At 67.6% G+C, this 20146-nt stretch carries 17 protein-coding genes; 9 read left to right on the plus strand and 8 right to left on the minus strand.

Annotation, left to right across the window (positions count from 1 at the left end):
• Positions 1–27 precede the first annotated feature (27 nt).
• From sppA to fabI, 4 genes are read right to left on the minus strand one after another with little or no spacing between them, the layout of a single operon-like run.
• The gene (gene sppA / locus RSO01_RS17185) at positions 28–1791 is read right to left on the minus strand and encodes a signal peptide peptidase SppA (RefSeq protein ID WP_147150348.1); all 1764 of its coding nucleotides are present in this window, start codon (positions 1789–1791) and stop codon (positions 28–30) included.
• Between the two features lie 22 nt (positions 1792–1813).
• Positions 1814–2347: a hypothetical protein gene (locus RSO01_RS17190; protein WP_147150349.1), complete on the minus strand. Its 534-nt coding sequence runs from the start codon at positions 2345–2347 to the stop codon at positions 1814–1816.
• Between the two features lie 10 nt (positions 2348–2357).
• Positions 2358–3428 carry a chorismate synthase gene (gene aroC / locus RSO01_RS17195; protein WP_147150350.1) on the minus strand — a complete coding sequence of 357 codons (1071 nt, stop codon included), beginning with the start codon at positions 3426–3428 and terminating at the stop codon, positions 2358–2360.
• A gap of 17 nt (positions 3429–3445) precedes the next feature.
• Positions 3446–4282, minus strand: coding sequence for an enoyl-ACP reductase FabI (fabI, locus tag RSO01_RS17200; RefSeq protein ID WP_147150351.1), 837 nt, complete (start codon positions 4280–4282; stop codon positions 3446–3448).
• Between the two features lie 78 nt (positions 4283–4360).
• Between fabI and pdxH the strand changes: the two genes are divergently transcribed.
• The 3 genes from pdxH (at position 4361) to RSO01_RS17215 (ending at position 7557) form a co-directional block, all read left to right on the plus strand.
• Complete coding sequence (gene pdxH, locus RSO01_RS17205) at positions 4361–4954, plus strand: pyridoxamine 5'-phosphate oxidase (RefSeq protein ID WP_147150352.1); 594 nt, start codon at positions 4361–4363, stop codon at positions 4952–4954.
• 10 nt (positions 4955–4964) lie between these two features.
• Positions 4965–6458: a bifunctional aminoglycoside phosphotransferase/ATP-binding protein gene (locus tag RSO01_RS17210; protein WP_147150353.1), complete on the plus strand. Its 1494-nt coding sequence runs from the start codon at positions 4965–4967 to the stop codon at positions 6456–6458.
• 106 nt (positions 6459–6564) lie between these two features.
• Positions 6565–7557 (plus strand): Ntn hydrolase family protein, encoded by a 993-nt coding sequence (locus RSO01_RS17215; protein ID WP_147150354.1) that lies wholly within the window; start codon positions 6565–6567, stop codon positions 7555–7557.
• Positions 7558–7611: 54 nt separating this feature from the next.
• Here RSO01_RS17215 and uvrA read toward each other — a convergent pair whose 3' ends face one another.
• A complete protein-coding gene (gene uvrA / locus RSO01_RS17220) occupies positions 7612–10500 on the minus strand; it encodes an excinuclease ABC subunit UvrA (RefSeq protein ID WP_147150355.1) in 2889 nt (962 codons plus the stop codon).
• 158 nt (positions 10501–10658) lie between these two features.
• Positions 10659–11900, minus strand: a complete 1242-nt coding sequence (locus RSO01_RS17225) for an MFS transporter (protein ID WP_147150356.1) — start codon at positions 11898–11900, stop codon at positions 10659–10661.
• Between the two features lie 204 nt (positions 11901–12104).
• On the opposite strand from RSO01_RS17225, the gene ssb reads away from it, so the two are divergent.
• The 5 genes from ssb (at position 12105) to RSO01_RS17250 (ending at position 16041) form a co-directional block, all read left to right on the plus strand.
• Positions 12105–12608 (plus strand): single-stranded DNA-binding protein, encoded by a 504-nt coding sequence (gene ssb / locus RSO01_RS17230; RefSeq protein WP_147150357.1) that lies wholly within the window; start codon positions 12105–12107, stop codon positions 12606–12608.
• Positions 12609–12611: 3 nt separating this feature from the next.
• A complete protein-coding gene (locus tag RSO01_RS17235) occupies positions 12612–12881 on the plus strand; it encodes a hypothetical protein (RefSeq protein WP_147150358.1) in 270 nt (89 codons plus the stop codon).
• Positions 12882–12933: 52 nt separating this feature from the next.
• Complete coding sequence (locus RSO01_RS17240) at positions 12934–13704, plus strand: aspartate/glutamate racemase family protein (protein ID WP_147150359.1); 771 nt, start codon at positions 12934–12936, stop codon at positions 13702–13704.
• Between the two features lie 6 nt (positions 13705–13710).
• On the plus strand, positions 13711–15306 hold the full coding sequence (locus tag RSO01_RS17245; RefSeq protein WP_147150360.1) for a saccharopine dehydrogenase family protein: 1596 nt from the start codon (positions 13711–13713) through the stop codon (positions 15304–15306).
• Positions 15307–15378: 72 nt separating this feature from the next.
• On the plus strand, positions 15379–16041 hold the full coding sequence (locus RSO01_RS17250; RefSeq protein ID WP_147150361.1) for a hypothetical protein: 663 nt from the start codon (positions 15379–15381) through the stop codon (positions 16039–16041).
• Position 16042: 1 nt separating this feature from the next.
• Here the strand turns inward: RSO01_RS17250 and RSO01_RS17255 are convergent, their stop codons facing one another.
• A complete protein-coding gene (locus RSO01_RS17255; protein ID WP_218037369.1) occupies positions 16043–16474 on the minus strand; it encodes a thiol-disulfide oxidoreductase DCC family protein in 432 nt (143 codons plus the stop codon).
• Positions 16471–17079, minus strand: a complete 609-nt coding sequence (locus tag RSO01_RS17260) for an HAD family hydrolase (RefSeq protein WP_373867922.1) — start codon at positions 17077–17079, stop codon at positions 16471–16473. Before RSO01_RS17260 ends, RSO01_RS17255 begins: the two co-directional genes overlap by 4 nt.
• Before the next feature lie 221 nt (positions 17080–17300).
• On the opposite strand from RSO01_RS17260, the gene gyrA reads away from it, so the two are divergent.
• On the plus strand, positions 17301–20135 hold the full coding sequence (gyrA, locus tag RSO01_RS17265) for a DNA gyrase subunit A (protein ID WP_373867923.1): 2835 nt from the start codon (positions 17301–17303) through the stop codon (positions 20133–20135).
• Positions 20136–20146: the final 11 nt, after the last annotated feature.

A 20146-nucleotide genomic window follows, 5' to 3' on the forward strand; every position in this document is an offset into this window, starting at 1 on the left:
CTCCGAAGAGCATGAAGGTCCGGAAGCCTAACGCCACAACGGCGGCAGAGGGGGCAGGCGGACGTTGCCGGGGCGGGCGACGATGCCGAAGCGGGCGAGGGTGTCGCGGACCTCGCGTGGCGCGCGCACCGTGGGGCCCTGGGCGTCGATGCCCGCCAGCCTTAGCAGGCGATCCACGATCTTCTGCCAGCGGTCGGATTCGGGCGGATAGGTGCGCAGCTCGATCTGGCGCGATTCGTCGATGCCGGCCTTGGCCTTGGCAATGTTGAGCGCGAGCTGCAGGCCGCCCAGTTCGTCGATCAAGCCCATCTTCTTGGCGTCGATGCCGGAGAAGACGCGGCCGCGCGCCGCCGCGTCGAGCCGGTTGCCTTCGAGCTTGCGCGCCTCGCCGACCTGGCGCGTGAAGTCGGCATAGATCTCATCGAGCTGGCGCGAGATCGCTGCGCGCTGCGCCGTCGTCGGCGGCTGGAAGACCGAGTACATGCCGGCATTGGTGCCGACCGACAGGCGATCGACGTTGATCCCGAGCGAGGTCAAAAGCCCGTGCGCCACCGGCCAGATGCCGAACACGCCGATCGAGGCCGTGATGGTCGTGGGCTGGGCCACGATGACGTCGCCGCGCATCGCCGCCATGTAGCCGCCCGAGGCCGCGACATCGCCCATCGACACGATCACCGGCTTGCCGGCTGAGCGGGCGCGGCCGACGGCGTCGGCGATGGCGTCGGCCGCGGGGTAGGTGCCGCCCGGCGAGTCGATGCGCAGCACGATCGCCTTGACCTCCTTGGCCGAGGCCGCCTGGTCGAGCGCGTCGACGACGTCATCAGAGGTGGCGACGTTGTCGTCGTCGAGCGGACCGCGGCTCGGCGATCCCGACATGATCGCGCCGCTGATGCGCACCAGGGCCACCGTGTCGCCGCGCGGCCTGGGCCGTGCCGGATCGTTGGCATACTCGGCCAACGCGGCCAGTGTGCGGTTCTTTCCGGCGCGTGTCGTCACCTCATCGAGCGCGTCGTTGCGATAGCCGATGCGGTCGACCAGGCGCTCCTGCTTCGCCTTCTCGGAGTCGAACGGCACCGAATCGATGAGCTGGCGGACCTTCGCCGGCTCGAGATGGCGCTCGCGCGCGACGTCGCTCACGAACTGGCCGTAGAGGCTGTCGAGCAGCTGCTGCAGGTTCTCGCGGGCTGGCGGCGGATAGGCCGTGTCCGTGAAGCTGTCCGGCGCGCTCTTGTATTCCCAGCGCTTGCCGCCTTCGACGCGCACGCCGAGGCGGTCGAGTCCGTCCTTGAGGAACGGCGTCTCGATGGCGAGCCCTGCCACCGCGAAGCCGCCGCTCGGCTGCAGCCAGATCTGCTCCAGCGCCGAAGCGAGATAGTAGTCGGAGAAGTGCGTGCCGCCGCTGCCCAGCGATTCGGCGAAGCCGATCGCGAACTTGCCCTTGCCGCGGAAGTGGGCGATCGCCTGGCGCAGCTCCTGGACGCGGCCGAGGCCGGCCGATTCATCGCCGATCTCGACGAACATGCCGACGACGCGCGGATCGTCGGCCGCCTGCCACAGGAGCTGCACGGTCTCGAGGATGTCGCGCTTGCCGCCAAACAGCTCACCGCCCAGGAGGCCACCGCCGGTCGTTTCCGACGGCACGTCGCGCAGGTCGAGTGACAGGACCACGTTCTGCGGCAGTGGCTTGGTGGTGCTGAAGGAGCCCGTGGCAAGGAAAGCCGCGCAGCCGCCGATTCCGAGCAGGGTGAGGGTGCCCACGGTCGCCAGCAGGCCCACGATGAATCGCCACATGGCGAAGTCTCCGTCTAAAACTTCAGGATTTGACGAGATTCGGCCGGAAGGTCCTTACGGCGTCAAGCATCGCCGATGACTTGGTGTCGAGCCCGTTGTCGCGCACCAGCACCGTGGTCGGCTGGCCGCGCACCGGACGCAGGCTGTCATCGAAGCTCCACATGCTGAGGCGAAGGTTGGCACTGATGAAAGCCTGGTCGGCGAGGCCGATTTCGAGTTGCGGGCGCAATGCCAGCCGGCGCAGGCGCACCCAGATGATGTCATCCCAGGTGAAATGGTTGTTGCGGCCGAAGCCCAGGCGGATGCCGCCATGGTCGATGACGACCTGCGGTTCGCGATTGCGCACCCGGCTGACGCCCAGGACGACGTAATAGAGCATCGCCAGCGCCAGCATGAAGAACAGGACGAAGCGCGGATCGTTCAGCGACAGCGTCGGCGCATTGGCCGGGTTGGTCATGAAATGCGCGATCGCCACCACGATCATGCCCAGCGAGACCACGGCCATGCTGCCGTTGTGCAGCGTGCTGTAGCGCGCCGTCACCGGCTGAGCGGCCACTACCGCCGCCTCAACCGCACTGCGCGCGATGGCGCAGCAGGTGGTCGGCCAGCACCACGGCCATCATCGCCTCGGCGACCGGTGTGCCGCGGATGCCGACACAGGGGTCGTGGCGCCCCTTGGTGCGCAGTTCGACCTCGTTGCCGAAGCGGTCGATGCTGCGCACATTGTGCAGGATCGAGCTGGTCGGCTTCACGACCAGTCGGCAGACGATGTCCTGGCCGGTCGAGATGCCGCCTAAAATGCCGCCGGCGTGGTTGCTGAGGAAGGCCGGCGCGCCGTCCTTCATGCGCATCTCATCGGCGTTCTCCTCGCCGCTCATCGCCGCCGTGGCGAAGCCGTCACCGATCTCCACGCCTTTCACGGCGTTGATGCTCATCAGCGCCTTGGCGAGGTCGGCATCAAGCTTGTCATAGACCGGATCGCCCAGCCCGACGGGAATGCCCGACGCGACCACCTCGATCACAGCGCCGACCGAGCTGCCGCGCTTGCGCACATCGTCGAGATAGCCTTCCCAGACCTGCGCCGCCTGACGGTCGGGACACCAGAACGGATTGTCGGCGGTGGCGTTCCAGTCCCATTTGGCGCGGTCGATCTTCTGGGTGCCCAGCTGGACCACGGCGCCGCGTACCTTCACATCGTCGCCCAGGATCTTGCGGGCGATCGCGCCGGCGGCAACGCGCACCGCGGTCTCGCGCGCCGACTGGCGACCGCCGCCGCGATAGTCGCGCACGCCGTATTTCTTGAAATAGGTGTAGTCGGCGTGCGAGGGCCGGAACTGGTCCTTGATCTCCCCATAGTCACGCGAGCGCTGGTCGACATTGTCGATGTGCAGCGCGATCGGCGTGCCGGTGGTGACGCCCTCGAACACGCCGGACAGGATCCTCACGGTGTCCGGCTCCTGGCGCTGGGTGACGAAGCGCGACTGGCCGGGCCGGCGCTTGTCCATCCAGACCTGGATATCGGCCTCGGCAAGGGGAATGCGCGGCGGGGCGCCGTCGACGACGCAGCCGATCGCCGGCCCGTGGCTTTCGCCCCAGCTGGTGAACCGGAAGAGCGTGCCGAAACTGCTGCCGGCCATGGCTGCCGGCCTCCGTCCTACTCGCCCTCGAAGTTGCCCAGCAGCTCCGCGATCTGCTTGGCCGACGAGGTCTTGATCATGCCGACGACGTGGTAGCCGCCGTCGACATGCATCACTTCACCGGTCATGCCGGTGCCGAGATCGGACAGCAGGTAGAGGGCTGAGTTGCCGACTTCTTCCTGCGTGATGTTGCGCTTGAGCGGCGAGTTGAGCTCGTTCCACTTCAGTATATAGCGGCCGTCGTTGATGCCGGCGAAAGCCAGGGTCTTGATCGGGCCGGCCGAGATGGCGTTGACGCGGATCTTCTGCTCGCCGAGGTCGGCGGCGAGATAGCGCACGCTGGCCTCGAGGGCCGCCTTGGCGACGCCCATGACGTTGTAGTGCGGGATGACGCGCTCGGCGCCGTAGTAGGTGAGGGTGAGCAGGCTGCCGCCGTTCTTCATCAGCGGCACGGCGCGCTGGGCCACCGCCGTGAGCGAGTAGCAGCTCACGTTCATGGTGAGGGCGAAGTTCTCCGGCGTGGTGTCGAGATAGCGGCCGCGCAACTCGTCCTTGTTGGAGAAGGCGATGGCATGGACCACGAAGTCGAGCTCACCCCACTGCTTCTCGATCTCGGCGAAGGAGGCGTCGATGCTTTTCGCGTCGGTGACGTCGCAGGGCAGGATGATCTTGGCGCCGATCGAGCTGGCCAGCGGCCGGACCCGCCGTTCCAGGGCCTCGCCCTGGAAGGTAAAGGCCATTTCTGCGCCGTGATCGTGGCAGGCCTTGGCGATGCCCCAGGCGATCGAGCGCTCGTTGGCGACGCCCATGACGAGGCCCTTTTTACCGGCCATCAATTGTCCAGCTACGGTCATGGGTCGGTTCTAGCGGGGGACGGCTAGCGGGACAAGATGCCGGTGGTCTTGCCGCCCACAGCCCCTCATATTGTGGTCATGATCCCTGAAAAGTCCGATCCGTTAGAACTTTTCGCCGCGTGGTATGCCGAGGCCGAGAAGAGCGAGCCAAACGACCCGACGGCGCTCAGCCTTGCCACCGTAGGGCCGGACGGGACGCCGGCGGTGCGGATGGTCCTGCTGAAAGGTTTCGACGCCTCGGGCTTCGTCTTCTACACAAACCATGAGAGCCGTAAGGGCGAGCATCTGCTGGCCCATCCCAAGGCGGCCATGCTGTTCCATTGGAAGTCGCTACGCCGCCAGATCCGCCTGGAAGGGCCGGTGGCGCCGACCACGGCCGAGGAGGCCGACGCCTATTTCGGCAGTCGCGACCGCGGCAGCCAGATCGGCGCCTGGGCCTCGGACCAGTCGCGGCCGCTGGAGAGCCGGTTCGCCCTGGAGAAGCGTGTCGCCGAGTACGCCGCCCGGCACGTCATCGGCAAGGTGCCGCGGCCGCCGCACTGGTCGGGATTCCGGCTGAAACCCCTGCTGATCGAGTTCTGGCAGGACGGCGCGTTCCGCCTGCACGACCGGCTGGAGTATCGCCGGCCGTCGCCTGACGCGCCGTGGACGACGCGCACGCTCTATCCCTGACGAGGCCTGCGTGACCGCCCCGCCGTCCTTCGTGGTCGAGGACCAGAGCGAGGTCATCGACTTCCTGACCAGGCATCTGGCGCCGGACCGGCGCATCGACACGCACGGCGCCGTGGTCTTCCTCACGCGCGAGCGCGGCTACAAGCTGAAGCGCGCGGTGAAATTCCCCTACATGGATTTCTCGACGGCCGAGCGGCGCGGCGCGATGTGCGCAGCCGAGATCGAGATCAACCATCGGCTGGCCCCGGAGATCTATCTCGGTACCGCGCCGGTGCGCCGCCGCGACGGCAAGCTCAGCCTGGGCGAGGTCGGCGAGCACGCCGACGACGCCGTCGACTGGCTGGTCGTCATGCGGCGCTTCGACGAGGACGGCCTGTTCGACCGCATGGCCGACCGCCGCGCGCTCACGCCCGAGATGATGGCGGCGCTGGGGGGGCGCGTCGCCGCCTACCACGACACCCTGGCGCCGGTCAGCGGCTTTTCGGGGCCGGACGACTATCGCCGGTCGGTGGCGGCCGACATTCGCCAGCTGCGTGAGCAGGGCGACAGGCTCGACCAGTCGATCACCGAGGCATTGGCGGCGGCGCTGCCCGCGGCGCTCGAAGCGCATATCGAGCTGGTGGCGCGCCGTGCCGGGGCGGGCGCGGTGCGGCGCTGCCACGGCGATCTGCACCTGCGCAACATCGTGCTGATCGACGGCAAGCCGGTGCCGTTCGACGCCATCGAATTCTCCGAGCGCATGGCCAGCATCGACGTGCTCTACGATCTCGCCTTCACGCTGATGGATCTCTGCGAGCGTGGCCTGCGGCCGCTGGCCAATCGCCTGTTCAATGAGTGGCTGTGGCGCATCGCTGAGCTGCCGCAGGCGCCGCATGACGAGGCGCTGGCGCTGCTGCCGCATTTCCTGTCGCGCCGCGCCTGCGTGCGCGCTTTCGTCGATGCCGCGGGCGCGGCGGTGGCGGGCAAGGGTTACGAGGGGCCGAGGGCCTACCAGCGCATGGCGCTCGATTTCCTGCATCCGGCGTCGCCGCGGCTGCTGGCCATCGGCGGCCTGTCGGGCAGCGGCAAGACCACCCTGGCGGTGAAGCTCGCACCGGAGATCGGCCGTGCACCGGGCGCCGTGGTGGCGCGCAGCGACGTCGAGCGCAAGCGCCAGGCGGGCATCGCGCTGGAGCAGCGCATGCCGCCGGGCAGCTACTCCGCCGGCGCATCCACCAGGGTCTACGACGCCCTCATGGCCCGCGCCGAGCGCGTGCTGCGTGCGGGCTACAGCGTCGTGCTCGACGCGGTGTTCGCCCGCGAGGACGAGCGGGTCGCGGCCGAGGCGCTGGCGCTCAAGACGGGCGTGCCGTTCGAGGGCATCTGGCTCGACGTGCCAAAAGACGTGGCGCAGGCGCGGGTTGCCAACCGCCGGGCCGATGCATCGGATGCGACCGCCGCCGTGGTCGAACGGCAGTTCGAGTACGACCTCGGCCGCATCACCTGGGATCGCCGTCCCGCTTGACTTTTGGCCGGAAGTGAGCAATCACTCACTTCATGGAGGCAGTGCCGATCGTCGACATGCGCGAGGGCGGCCCAGCAGCCCATGCCGGGCAACGCCGCCAGCAGGCGTGGCGCTGCGCGAGGCCTGCCTCGGCTGGCTGCCCTTCGGCGGCTTCCTGGCCTGGCTGGCCGATCCTTTGGCGCGGTGGTGGCTGCTACGGTCGGGCTCGCCCCTTGTCGATGACATCTCTGCCATCGCCCGCACCTTGGGCCGGCCGGGCGTCTGGTTGCTGCACGGCGCCTACGCCTTCGGCTGCACGGCACTGGCCGACGACGGTCCCGACGGCCCGGTTCTGCGCCGAACGCTCGACTGGCCGTTCCCCGGGCTGGGCAGGCTGGTCGAGGTCGTCCGCCAACGCGGTCCTGCCGGCGATTTCCTCAATGTCACCTGGCCGGGGTTCGCCGGTGTCCTGACTGCCGTCGCACCCGGCCGCTTCGCAGCGTCGATCAACCAGGCACCGATGCGTCGGCGCACGAGGGTAGGCTGGCTGCTGTGGCTCGATTATGCGCTGAACGCCGTGCAGGCGTTCTGCTCCAGCGGCCGTCCGCCGCCCGAGCACGTCTTGCGGGTCGCATTCGAGACCTGCGCGACGTTCGATGAGGCTTGCCGCTTCCTCCAAACGACGCCTGTCGCGCGCCCTGTGCTGTTCCTTCTGACAGGGTGTGCGTCCGGCGAGCGCCTTCTGATCGAGCATGATGGAGAGCGCGCTCGCCTCTACGCCGACCGAACGGTCGTCGCCAATGCCTGGCGCGAGCAATCGGACGACTGGCGGCCGCGTGTTTGCGGCGAGGGCACTCCTGTCGAGAACAATCGCCGGCGTGTGGCTGCGATGGCCGCCTTCACAGACGTTCACCCGCAAGACCTGGAATGGGCCGTGCCGCCCGTCGTGAACGCTTTTACGCGCCTTGTGGTCGAGATGGGCGCGGCGAGCGGTCGCTTGGTTGTCGCCGGCTGGGAAGCCGACGGCCGCGCGACGGCTGTCACTCAAGTTCATGCTCTTCCGGACCGCGAGCCTCCGGCTCGCTCATGCGGAGCGCGGACCTCCAGGTCCGCATCATGATCATGAGCGGACCTGGAGGTCCGCGCTCCGAAGAGCATGAAGGTCCGGAAGAGTCTAAGCCCGTTTCTTCGCGGCCGCGCTGCGCGGCAGGAGGCGGGCGAGATACTGCCCCGTGTAGCTCTCGGCCACCTTCACGATCTCCTCGGGCGGACCCTCGGCGACCAGCCGGCCGCCGCCGGAGCCGCCGTCGGGGCCGAGATCGAGGACCCAGTCGGCGGTCTTGATGACTTCGAGATTGTGCTCGATCACCAGCACCGTGTTGCCGCCCTCGACCAGCCGGTGCAGCACCTCCAGGAGCTTGCGCACGTCCTCGAAGTGCAGGCCGGTGGTTGGCTCATCGAGGATGTAGAGCGTGCGGCCGGTGGCGCGGCGCGACAGTTCCTTGGCGAGCTTCACGCGCTGCGCCTCGCCGCCCGAGAGGGTCGTCGCCTGCTGGCCGATATGGATGTAGCCCAGGCCGACCTGCTGCAAGGTCAAGAGCTTGTCGCGGATGATCGGCACGGCCTTGAAGAACTCGACGCCCTCGTCGACCGTCATCTCGAGCACGTCGGCGATCGACTTGCCGCGGAAGTGGATCTCCAAGGTCTCGCGATTGTAGCGCTTGCCCTTGCAGACGTCGCACTGGACGTACACGTCCGGCAAAAAGTGCATCTCGATCTTGATGACGCCGTCGCCCTGGCAGGCCTCGCAGCGGCCGCCCTTGACGTTGAACGAGAAGCGGCCGGGCTTGTAGCCTCGCTCGCTCGATTCCGGAAGCTGGGCGAACCAGTCGCGGATCGGTGAGAAGGCGCCGGTGTAGGTCGCCGGGTTGGAGCGCGGCGTGCGGCCGATCGGCGACTGGTCGATATCGACGATCTTGTCGAGATGGCCGACGCCGTCGAGCCCGCTATGGACGCCGGGATGCTCGCGCGCATTGTTCAGGCGCTTGGCCAGCGCCTTGTACAGGGTCTCGACAATCAGCGTGCTCTTGCCGCTGCCCGACACGCCGGTGACGCAGGTGAAGGTGCCGAGCGGGATGCTGGCCGTCACGTTCTGCAGGTTGTTTTCCTTGGCGCCCTTGACGGTCAGCCAGCGGCCGCCTTTGGCCGGCGGCTCGCGCCGCGTCTTGGGGATGGGGATCTGGCGGAAGCCCGAGAGATATTGCCCGGTGAGGCTGGCGCTGTTGCGCATCACATCCTCGGGCGTGCCCTCGGCGATGACATTGCCGCCGTGGGCGCCGGCGCCCGGGCCCATGTCGACCAGGTGATCGGCCGACCGGATCGCATCTTCGTCGTGCTCGACGACCAGCACCGTGTTGCCGAGGTCGCGCAGGCGCGTCAGCGTCTTCAGCAGCCGGTCATTGTCGCGCTGGTGCAGGCCGATCGACGGCTCGTCCAGGACGTAGAGCACGCCGGTCAGGCCGGAGCCGATCTGCGACGCCAATCGGATGCGCTGGCTCTCGCCGCCCGACAGCGTGCCCGACGTGCGGTTCAACGTCAGGTACGACAGGCCGACATTGTCCAGGAATCCCAGCCGCTCGTTGATCTCCTTGAGGATGCGGGCGGCGATCTCGTTCTGCTTGGCCGTGAGCTTGGGCGACAGCTCGAGGAACCACTTCACCGCCTCGCCGATCGAGAACTCGGTGGTCTGGCTGATGTTCAGGCCGGCGATCTTCACAGCCAGCGCCTCGGGCTTCAGGCGGGCGCCGCCGCAGGTCTCGCACTTGCTCTCGTGCTGGAAGCGCTCGAGCTCCTCACGCACCCAGGAGGAATCGGTCTCCTTCCAGCGGCGGTCGAGGTTGGGGATTACGCCTTCGAACGGCTTGGTCGTCTGGTACTGGCGGATGCCGTCATCGTAGCGCATGGCGATCGATTCGCCGCCGCTGCCGGACAGGATGACGTCGCGCACCTTCTTGGGCAGGTCCTTCCACGGCACGCTCATCTTGACCTTGAAGTGCTTGGCGATGCTCTCCAGCGTCTGCATGTAGTACTGGCCCGACGAATCGGCCCACGGCGCGATCGCACCCTCTGCAAGCGACAGCCGGTCGTCCGGAACCACCATCTCCGGATCGAAGAACATCTTCACGCCCAGGCCATCGCAGGCTGGGCAGGCGCCCTGCGGCGCGTTGAAGGAGAACAGGCGCGGCTCGATCTCCTCGATGGTGAAGCCGGACACCGGGCAGGCGAAGCGCGCCGAGAACACCATGCGCTCGCCATTGTCGGCGTTCTCGGCGACGGCGAGGCCCTCGGCGAGATTGAGCGCGGTCTCGATCGAATCAGCGAGACGGTTGCCGAGGTCGGGGCGCACGACGATGCGGTCGACGACGACGTCGATGTCGTGCTTGTACTTCTTGTCGAGCGACGGCGCTTCGGCGATCTCGTAGAGCTTGCCGTCGATCTTGACCCTCTGGAACCCCTTCTTCTGCAGCTCCTGCAGTTCCTTGCGGTACTCGCCCTTGCGACCGCGCACGATGGGCGCCATCAGGTAGAGCCGCGTGCCCTCGGCCATCGCCTTCACGCGATCGACCATCTGGGACACCGTCTGGCTTTCGATCGGCAGACCGGTCGCCGGCGAATAGGGAATGCCGACGCGGGCGAACAAGAGGCGCAGGTAGTCGTAGATCTCGGTGACGGTTCCGACAGTCGAGCGCGGGTTGCGCGACGTCGTCTTCTGCTCGATCGAGATGGCCGGCGACAGGCCCTCGATCGAATCGACGTCGGGCTTCTGCATCAGCTCGAGGAACTGGCGGGCATAGGCCGACAGGCTCTCGACGTAGCGGCGCTGGCCTTCGGCGTAGATCGTATCGAAAGCAAGGGACGACTTGCCGGAACCCGACAGGCCGGTGATCACCACCAGGCGATCGCGCGGCAGGTCGAGGTCGACGTTCTTCAGATTGTGCTCGCGCGCGCCCCGGATCGAGATGAAACGGTGCGGCTCGGCAACAGGGGTGCGTGATTTGGCCATCGGTGCGGGCAACAATAGGCGATGCAGGGGACCATCGCATATGGCGATTAACCCCCAGCTTTCCCAGCCCCTGCGTCACGCTGGAAATGCTTGCAATGCTTGCACTTCCCGAGCAACAGGCGCGGAGTACCTGCCACTTGGTGGCAGTAGCCGAACCGTCACGCAGCCGCCTGCAGGTCCCGCATCCGGGCCGTCGGCCGGTCGTTCATCAGCAGCTGCATCGTGCCGGCAACCAGGCCGATGAAGACGCCGATCTTCCAGGCGAGGTCGTAGGAGCCCATCAGGTCGAAGATATAGCCGCCGCCCCAGGCGCCAAGGAAGGAGCCGGCCTGGTGGCTGAGAAAGGCGATACCGGTCAGCGTCGACAGGTAGCGCAGGCCGAAGATCTGCACGACCAGGCCGTTGACCAGCGGAATGACGCCCAGCCACAGGGTGCCCATGACGATGCCGAACAGGACCACGGAGAGCGGCGTCGGCGGGAACATGAAAAAGAGCGCCAGCGCGACGGAGCGGCCGAGGTAGATACCGCCCAGCAGCAGGCGCTTGGGATACTTGTCGCCCAGCCAGCCGAACAGCCACGAGCTCAGGATGTTGAAGCCGCCGACCAGCATCAGCAGCAGTGCGCTGTAGGAGGCGTCCATGCCGCACTGCGCGAGATAGGTCGGCAGATGGGTGGTGAGGAACACGAGCTGCAGGCCGCAGACGAAGAAGGCGACGGACATCACCACGTAGCCGGGATGGCGCCGCGCCTCGTGCAGGGCGCCGATCAAGCTGAGATTGCGGTCGGTGGCGACGCCGTTGGGCAGCTTGTCAGCGCGGCTGCCGATCCAGGCAGCAGGCAGCATGGCGACCGCCAGGATGGCGAAGGCCCACAGGCCGGCGCGCCAGCCGTCGTGATTGAGCATGTAGGCCGCGATCGGCGCCGTCACCATGGTGCCGACCGAGCCCGCCGCCGAGACGATGCCGAAGGCCAGCGTGCGGCGTGACGGCTGGACGACGCGGGCGGCGATGTTGGCGGTAATGCCGGACGTCGTGCAGGCGAGCGACACGCCGATCAGCACGCCGGCGCCCAACACGATCGGCAGCGCGCCCTGGGCGGTCGCTGTCAGAACGACGCCGGCGATGAACAGCAGGCTGCCGAACAGGGCGATGCCGCGCGTGCCATGCTTGTCGGCGATGATGCCGGCGAACGGCTGGCTCAGCCCCCAGGCGACCTGCTGGACCGAGATGGCCAGCGCGAAGTCGGAGATGGCGATGCCCAGCTCCTTGGAGGCGGGCGCCTGGAACAGGCCCAGGTTCTGCCGGATGCCCATGGCCAGGGTCATCATCAGGGCGGCGCCGCCCAGGATGGCGAAAGCCTGGCCGCGCGAAACCTGCGACACGTGAAAGGAATTACTCATGGCGCGGGAGAATAGGGGAGGGTTTGCTCGGCCAACCAATGAATTGTCGGCGGGTCAGCATGAGCGAAGTTCACCCCGCCCCCTCGCTGATCGTGGTCGGCTACAACCCAAAATCGGTGGCTGCCCACAGGCGGGTAGGTCTAGTTTGGCCGCCGTGAGGTAGGTGCCGCACCCCGCGGCACCGGGAAAGCGAAGGAGGCCCCCATGGCGGGCAGCGTCAACAAAGTCATCCTGGTCGGCAATCTTGGCCGCGACCCCGAAGTGAGGTCCATGCAGGATGGCAGATCCATGGTCAACATGTCGGTGGCCACGTCGGATACGTGGCGCGATCGCCAGAGCGGCGAACGCAAGGAGCGCACCGAATGGCACCGTGTCGTCATCTTCAACGAGAAGCTGGCGGAGGTCGCACAGAAATACGTGCGCAAGGGTTCCAAGGTCTATGTCGAGGGGCAGCTGTCGACCCGCAAATGGACCGACCAGAGCGGCCAGGAGCGCTACACGACCGAGGTCGTGATCCCGCGCTTCGGCGGTGCGCTCACCATGCTCGACGGCCGCAGCGGCGGCGGCGAGGCGGGTGCCGGTGCGGGCGCCGGCATGGATGAGGATTTCGGCGGCGGTCCATCGTCAGGCGGCAACAACGGCGGTGGCGGCGGTCGCCCGGCGGCGCGCGGCGGCAAGGCCGAGCTCGACGACGACATTCCGTTCTAGGGCGTGAGCACCATCGAGTACCTGACCGCAGCGGATCACGCGGCGGTCGGGGCTCTTCTGCTCGATGCCTATGCCGACTATGCCGAGCGCATAGGACCGGATGCCTGGGCGCGCCTGCAGGACGGCTTGGCGCAGGCAGCCGGCGGACTACTGCGTGACGCCGAGATCGCGGGCATACGCGGGCCGGCCGGGCTCGACGCCGCCGTGTTCTATCTCCCGCCAGGCCGGTCGGACGGAAAGATATTCCCACGCGAATGGGCCTCTTGCCGATGAACTTCGGACTGCGTTACTGGCGGTTCCGGCGGAGTCTTGGGGGAGGCTGACCTTGGCGCGGATCTGGTACCAGAGCTTCGTTCATCCGGTCGAACAGGCGCCTTATATCGAGCGGCTGCAGGCCATGCTGACCAAGGTGGCATCGCCCGGCATCAGCTTCGAGGTCCATGGCCTCGATCCGCCGGACCACTCCTTTCATGCGCTGAGCGAGTTCCGCTGCGCCGCGCAGGTCATCGGCAATGCGCTAGCGGCCGAGAAGGCAGGCTACGACGCCTTCGTGATCGGCCATTTCCAGGAGCCCGGCCTGATCGAGATCAAGGGCGCCGTCGATATCCCGGTGATCGGCCTGGGCGAGGCCAACCTGCTGGCCGCGCTGAGCATGGGCGGCCGGTTGGGCCTGGTGACGATCGATCCGGTGTTCGTGCCCTGGCATGATCGGCAGATCCGCATGCACGGATTTGGTGAGCGCTACGCCGGCACGCAGGCGCTGAAGATGAACCTGCCGTCCTTCATGAAGGCCTTCACCGACGAGACCGCCTACGCCCAGGTGCGCAGCCAGTTCGTCACGCAGGTGAAGCCGCTGATCGAGAAGGGCGCCGAAGTGATCATCCCGGCGGGCGGCCTGCCGATGCTGCTGTTCGCGCGCGAAAGCCCGTTCGTCATCGACGACGCGCCAGTGCTGAACGGCATCGCCATCGTTGCCAAGGCGACCGAGATGGCGATCTCGTTGCGCGCCATCACCAATGTCGTCGTGAGCCGCCGCGGCACCTATGCCAAGGCGCCGCCGGCGGCGATCAGCGAATTCCAGGCGCGGCTGCGCTAGCGGCGCGTGCGCGTCCTCGTCCTCGGCGGCACCGGCGTCTTCGGCAGCAGGCTCTGCCGACTGCTTGCCGACGATCCGGGGATCGAGCTCACCATCGCCGCGCGCGATCGGGCCGCCGTCGATCAGCTGGCGCGCGAGCTCGGCGTCACCGGCCGAGCGCTCGACTGGCGCTGCGATCTCGACCGCGTGCTGGGCGAGGGCAGCCATGACGTGGTGGTCAACGCTGCCGGTCCCTTCCAGGGCCAGGACCATGGCGTGGCCGAATGCTGCATCCGCCACGGCGTGCACTATCTCGATCTCGCCGATGACGCGGCCTTCGTGCTCGGCATCGACCGCCTGCACGATGCCGCGCTGAAGGCAGCCGTGCTGGTCTGCGCCGGCGCCAGCACCGCGCCTGCCCTCACCGGCGCGGTGGTCGAGGAGGCGCTGAAGGACGGCCCCGTCGAACGCGTCGGCTTCGGCATCATGCCCGGCAACGACGCGCCGCGCGGTCCGGCCCTGGTGGCGACGATCGTGGGCAGCGCGGGCAAGCCGATCGCCGATCAGCCTGGCCGCCGCGTCTGGGGCGAGCTGCGGCGCATGACGCTGCCGGGGCTCGGCAAACGCTGGGTGGCGCCCTGCGATCTGCCCGAACCCGCGTTGTTCGCCCGTCGCTTCGGCGTCCGCGACACCTTCGCCGGAGCAGGGTTGGAAGTGTCGATCTTCCACGTCGGGCTGTGGTTGCTGTCCTGGCTGGTGCGACTTGGCTTGCTGCGGACGCTGACGCCGATAGCGCCTCTGTTGGCGGGTATCGCCGACCATCTGCGCTTTCTCGGTACCGACCGCGGCGGCCTCCGCCTGGAGGTGCATGCCGGTTCGCAGACCCGCGTGTGGTGCCTTATCGCCGAAGGAGGCGATGGCCCCTTCATCCCGGTGACGCCGGCGGCGGCGCTGGTGCGCAAGCTTGCCGGCGGCCTTGCCACGCGCGGCGCCCAGCCATGCCTCGGCCTGTTGAACTTGGCCGAGATCGACGCCGAATGGCGCCGGGCCGGCTTGCGCATCGCCGCGGGCTGGAGCGAGACCGATCTGCGGCCGTCGCTCTATCGGCGCGTCCTGGGCGTCGCCTACGACCGTCAGTCGCGCGCAGGCCAGGCGTTGCACGATGCCGGCCCGTCGCACTGGAAGGGGCGCTGCACTGTGGTCGGTGCAGAGACTTCGGCCGGCCGACTGGTGGCATGGCTGTTCCAGCTTCCAGCACCGACCGACGATGCGCCCATCGCCGTCGAGTTTGCCGCTTCCGGCACGGGCGAGCTGTGGACGCGGCGCATCGGCGGCCGGACCATGCGCTCGCGGCAATTCATCGGCCTGCGCAAGCCCGCCGGCTGGATCGTCGAACGCTTCGGCATCCTCGATTTCGATCTGTTGGTGCAGGTCGGCGACGAACGTCTCACGCTCTCGATGGCCGGCATGCGCTGCTGCGGCCTGCCTCTGCCGCGCGCCCTGTGGCCCGTGATCGAAGCGACGGAGTCGGAAGAGAAGGGGCGGTTCTGCTTCGACGTGCAGATCGGCCTGCCGCTGATTGGCCTGCTGGTTCGCTACCGCGGATGGCTTACAGAACGATGAAGAATCGCCGCGGGCAGTCGGCCATGATTCTGCCCGCCATCCGTGTCACCGTACCAGGCGAAGGAGGCGGCCATGGCGCTCACTCCAACGCTGATCATCGAGCGGCGACGCAGCGCCCTCGTTGCTGACTGGCAACAAGATCCGCTCATCGTCGTGCAGGTGGAATCGCCTGCCGTGCTTCCGGTGCTGACCTTCCTCGACGATCGTGGTCGGGGAGCGGGCGTCGGCGCCGTCGGCCGGCGCAGCCAGACCAACACCGTGATCGTGTCGCGCCCAGGCGATCCCGATCGCAACGCCAGCGTCTGGGTCAAGGCGAGCTACACGGGATATCGCACCGCCTTCATCGGCTTTCTCAACCACGTTTACGGAACGCAGGCCACGACGACCAACGTCGCGGGCTATGACGTCGACCATCTGCTCAACCGCGCCCGCAGCCCGGGCGGCGCTGGCTACATCCGCATCGAGGCCGTCAACTCGGCGGTCAATCAGGCCTGGGGACGGCTGTTCGAAAGGGCGGCCAGCAACCCGGCCTTCCTCGCCAACCAGAATCGGCTGCGGCGAACCTTGAGCTGGACGATCTGCGCCAAGCTCGCCAACCGGATGCCGCCGAACGGACCGGCCGACGCCAACGGCATCAACCGGCTGGCTGCTTATTTCCAGACGCTCGGCATGGACGCCAACGAGGCGCGTGACGGGCTGACGTCGATGCTGAACTTCGCCTACGGCGTGCGCTGACCTACAGATCGATGAAACGATCGCGCGTCTGGGGCGTGGGCACGAAACAGCTCGGTCGGCGACCGAACCAGCGATAGCGGTTGCGGGCGATGAGGGCGTAGAGCGGGTCGCGCAGGAAGGCCGGGACCAGAATCAACGGCCGAAGCCATCGCACCGGTCCGCGCAGATGGCGCAGCGAGCGCAGGACGGCGGCCGACCGCAGGTACACCTCGTCACCGTCGAGCAGCAGGATCGTCCGGTCGAAAGTGCCATCGGGCAGGCCGAGTTCGCGCAGCACACGACGGCCCAGCGCCGATTGCGCGCTGGCGAATTTCAGCCGGCCCTCGGGGTCGCGCGCCAGGCAGAAGGCGACGAAGCCGCTGCACAGCACGCAGTAGCCGTCGAAGAAATAGAGCGGCCGCGGCAGGTCGCCGAGCGCGGCCGGCAGCTTCACGCCAGTAAGCCCAATTTGCGCAAGGCCTCCACGGTCTCGGTCGCCGAGCGGTGGTGGACGGCATGCATGCCGAAGGCGCGGGCGCCCTCGACGTTGGGCAGGTTGTCGTCGATCAGCACCGCCTCGCCTGGCTGGAAGCCGCCGGTGCGGCAGACGATGTCGTAGATTGCGGCGTCCGGCTTGAGACACTTCACGACGCCCGAGACCACGTAGTCGCGGAAATGGCCGAAGAACGGATGCCGGACGTGGGCCGGCCCGCGCACCCAGACGTCGACCAGATCGGGTGCGTTGGAGAGCAGGTAGAGCGGCGTTCTGGCGCCATGCAGGCGCTCGACCAGCGCCACCATCTCGGGGAAGGATTGTTCCATCATCTCGTCGAAGCGGCCGTAGAAGGCCTCAATGAGGGCTTCCCGGCCGGGATGCTTGGCCTTGAGCAGCCGTGTCGCCTCGGCGGGATCTGCGCCTGCATCCTGCAGATTGTGCCACGGCGTGGTGGTCACGGTGGTCAGGAAACGCTCCATTTCCTCGGGATCGGCGATCAGCTTGCGGTAGAGGTAGCGGGGGTTCCAGTCGATCAACACTCCGCCCATGTCGAAAACCACCACGGAGGGGGCCGTCCGGCCCGTTTTTTGGGCTGTTTTGGGGGTCAATTCAGGGCCTTTCGAAGGAGCGTTTTCGCGGTCAATTTAGCCAATAAAATCAAAGCGTTAAATAGTGGTCTCCCGACCGTTTTTTGTTGGTCTTTGCGGCCTGTTTTGCTAGGGTGCGGTTTCGTTCCGCCGGGCCCTCTGGCAGGGCCACAAATGCGAGCAAAAACCAGGTTTCCGTGAGCGACGATACGACCCTTCCACCGGCGCCGCCGCCCCCAGACGCGCCTCCACCGCCGCCTCAGCCGCCGCACGACATCGCGCCGATAACCATCGAAGAGGAGATGCGCCGCTCCTACCTCGATTACGCCATGAGCGTGATCGTGGCGCGCGCATTGCCCGACGCGCGTGACGGCCTGAAGCCCGTGCAGCGCCGCATCCTCTACGCGATGAAGGAAGGCGGCTACGATTCGACGCGGCCCTTCCGCAAGTCCGCCCGCATCGTCGGCGACGTGATGGGCAAGTATCATCCGCACGGCGACTCGGCGATCTACGACGCCATGGTGCGCATGGCGCAGGACTTCTCCATGCGCCTGCCGCTGATCTCCGGGCAGGGCAATTTCGGCTCGATGGACGGCGATCCGCCGGCGGCCATGCGCTACACCGAGGCGCGTCTGGCGCCGGCCGCGGAGACGCTGCTGGCCGACATCGACAAGGAAACGGTCGAGTTCCAGCCGAACTACGACGAGCGCGAGAGCGAGCCCACGGTCCTGCCGGCCGCGTTCCCCAATCTGTTGGCCAATGGCGCGGGCGGCATTGCCGTCGGCATGGCAACCAACATCCCGCCGCACAATCTCGGCGAGTTGATCGATGCCTGCTGCGCGCTGATCGACAATCCCGAGCTCACGATCCAGCAGATCACGGAGATCGTGCCGGGCCCGGACTTCCCGACCGGCGCCACGATTCTCGGCCGCAACGGCATCCGCGCTGCCTTCGAGCTCGGCCGCGGTTCGCTGATCATGCGGGCCAAGACGCGCATCGAGGAGAGCCGCGGCGGCCGCGAATCCATCATCATTTCGGAGATCCCCTACCAGGAGAACAAGGCGCGCCTGCACGAGCGCATCGCCGAGGTGGTGCGCGACAAGAAGGTCGAGGGCGTATCCGAGGTGCGCGACGAGAGCGACCGCGACGGCGTGCGCCTGGTCGTCGAGCTGAAGCGCGACGCCATGGCCGACGTCGTGCTGAACCAGCTCTACCGCTACACGCCGCTGCAGACGAACTTCAGCGTCAATGCACTGGCGCTGGATGGCGGCCGGCCGCGGCTGATGAGTCTCAAGGAGCTGCTCGAGGCTTTCATCCGCTTCCGCGCCGAGGTGCTGACGCGGCGGACCAACTACGAGCTGCGCCATGCCCGCGACCGCGCCCACGTGCTGGTCGGCCTCGCCATCGCCGTCGCCAACATCGACGAGGTGATCGAGATGATCCGCCGCTCGCCCGACCCGGTGGTGGCGCGTGAGCGCTTGATGGCGCGCGACTGGCCGGCGGCCGACGTGGCGCCGCTGATCTTGCTGATCGCCGAGCCCGGCCGCGAGGTCTCGGCGGAGGGGACCTACCGGCTGTCGGAGGCGCAGGCGCGCGCCATCCTCGAACTGCGCCTGCAGCGCCTGACCGGCCTGGAGCGCGACAAGATCGCCGAGGAACTGACCGAGGTCGCCAAGCTGATCGAAGGCTATCTCGAGTTGTTGGCCGACCGCGGCAAGCTGTTCGCGCTGATGCGCAAGGAGCTGATCGAGATCAAGGAGCAGTTCGCCACGCCGCGGCGCACCGAGATCCTCGACAACGAGTTCGAAGAGGACATCGAGGACCTGATCCAGCGCGAGGACATGGTCGTCACGGTGACGCATGGCGGCTATGTCAAGCGGGTGCCGGTCTCGGCCTACCGCGCCCAGCGGCGCGGCGGCAAGGGCCGCTCGGGCATGGCCACGCGCGAGGACGACTTCGTCTCGAGCCTGTTCGTCGCCAATACGCATACGCCGGTGCTGTTCTTCTCCAGCCGCGGCATCGTCTACAAGCTCAAGGTCTGGCGCCTGCCGCTCGGTGCGCCACAGGCCCGCGGCAAGGCCTTCGTCAACCTGCTGCCGCTCAGCGAAGGCGAGAAGATCAGCGCGGTCATGCCGATGCCCGAGGACGAGGCGAGCTGGTCGACGCTGCACGTCATGTTCGCCACGGCGCGCGGCGGCGTGCGGCGCAACGAGCTCAGCGACTTCGTCAACGTCAACCAGACCGGCAAGATCGCCATGAAGTTCGAGGGCGACGATGCCGGCGACCGGCTGATCGGCGTCGGCGTCTGCAGCGAGGAGCAGGACGTGCTGCTGGCGACCCGCCAGGGCCGCGCCATGCGTTTCCCGGTCGCCACCGTGCGCGTCTTCGCCAGCCGCAATTCGACGGGCGTGCGCGGCATCGCGCTGGCCGAGGGCGACGAGGTGATCTCGATGTCGCTGGTCGACGGCGGCAAGGGCATCACGGCCGAGGAGCGCGAAGGCTACCTGCGCCGCTCCCGCGCGCTGCGGCAAGCTGAGAACATGGCCGAGAACGCCGCCGAGGCGGCGGAGGAGGAGGCAACGCCGGCTGCCGAGGAGGCCACCGCCGCTGCCGCGACGCTGTCGGAGGACCGTTTCAGGGAGCTGCAGGACAAGGAGGAGTTCGTGCTGACCGTGGCCTCGTCGGGCTTCGGCAAGCGCACCTCGGCCTACGAGTACCGGGTGACCGGCCGCGGCGGCAAGGGTGTCGAGCTGATGAGCCTGGCCAGGGGCGGCGAGGTGGTGGCGGCGTTCCCCGTGCTGAATAGCGACCAGATCATGCTGGTGACCGACGGCGGCACGCTGATCCGCTGCCCGGTGGATGGAATCCGCATTGCGGGCCGCGCCACGCGCGGCGTACGCATCGTCAATGTCAGCGAGGGCGAGCGCGTGGTGTCCGCGGTTCGCATGGGCGAGGACGATGCCAGCGCCGAGAACGGCAATGGCAACGGCAATGGCGAAAGCCATGCCGAAACAACGGTGGATAAGGACTAGCCGTGCCGCTA

It is taken from the genome of Reyranella soli (genome assembly GCF_007992495.1).
Lineage (GTDB): Bacteria > Pseudomonadota > Alphaproteobacteria > Reyranellales > Reyranellaceae > Reyranella > Reyranella soli.

Excerpts from the sequence above, each read along its gene's own strand:
- RSO01_RS17225 (WP_147150356.1), bottom strand. The coding sequence starts at position 11,900 with ATGAGTAATTCCTTTCACGTGTCGCAGGTTTCGCGCGGCCAGGCTTTC.
- fabI (WP_147150351.1), bottom strand. The coding sequence starts at position 4,282 with ATGACCGTAGCTGGACAATTGATGGCCGGTAAAAAGGGCCTCGTCATG.
- RSO01_RS17250 (WP_147150361.1), top strand. The coding sequence starts at position 15,379 with ATGGCGCTCACTCCAACGCTGATCATCGAGCGGCGACGCAGCGCCCTC.
- pdxH (WP_147150352.1), top strand. The coding sequence starts at position 4,361 with ATGATCCCTGAAAAGTCCGATCCGTTAGAACTTTTCGCCGCGTGGTAT.
- ssb (WP_147150357.1), top strand. The coding sequence starts at position 12,105 with ATGGCGGGCAGCGTCAACAAAGTCATCCTGGTCGGCAATCTTGGCCGC.
- uvrA (WP_147150355.1), bottom strand. The coding sequence starts at position 10,500 with ATGGCCAAATCACGCACCCCTGTTGCCGAGCCGCACCGTTTCATCTCG.
- aroC (WP_147150350.1), bottom strand. The coding sequence starts at position 3,428 with ATGGCCGGCAGCAGTTTCGGCACGCTCTTCCGGTTCACCAGCTGGGGC.
- sppA (WP_147150348.1), bottom strand. The coding sequence starts at position 1,791 with ATGTGGCGATTCATCGTGGGCCTGCTGGCGACCGTGGGCACCCTCACC.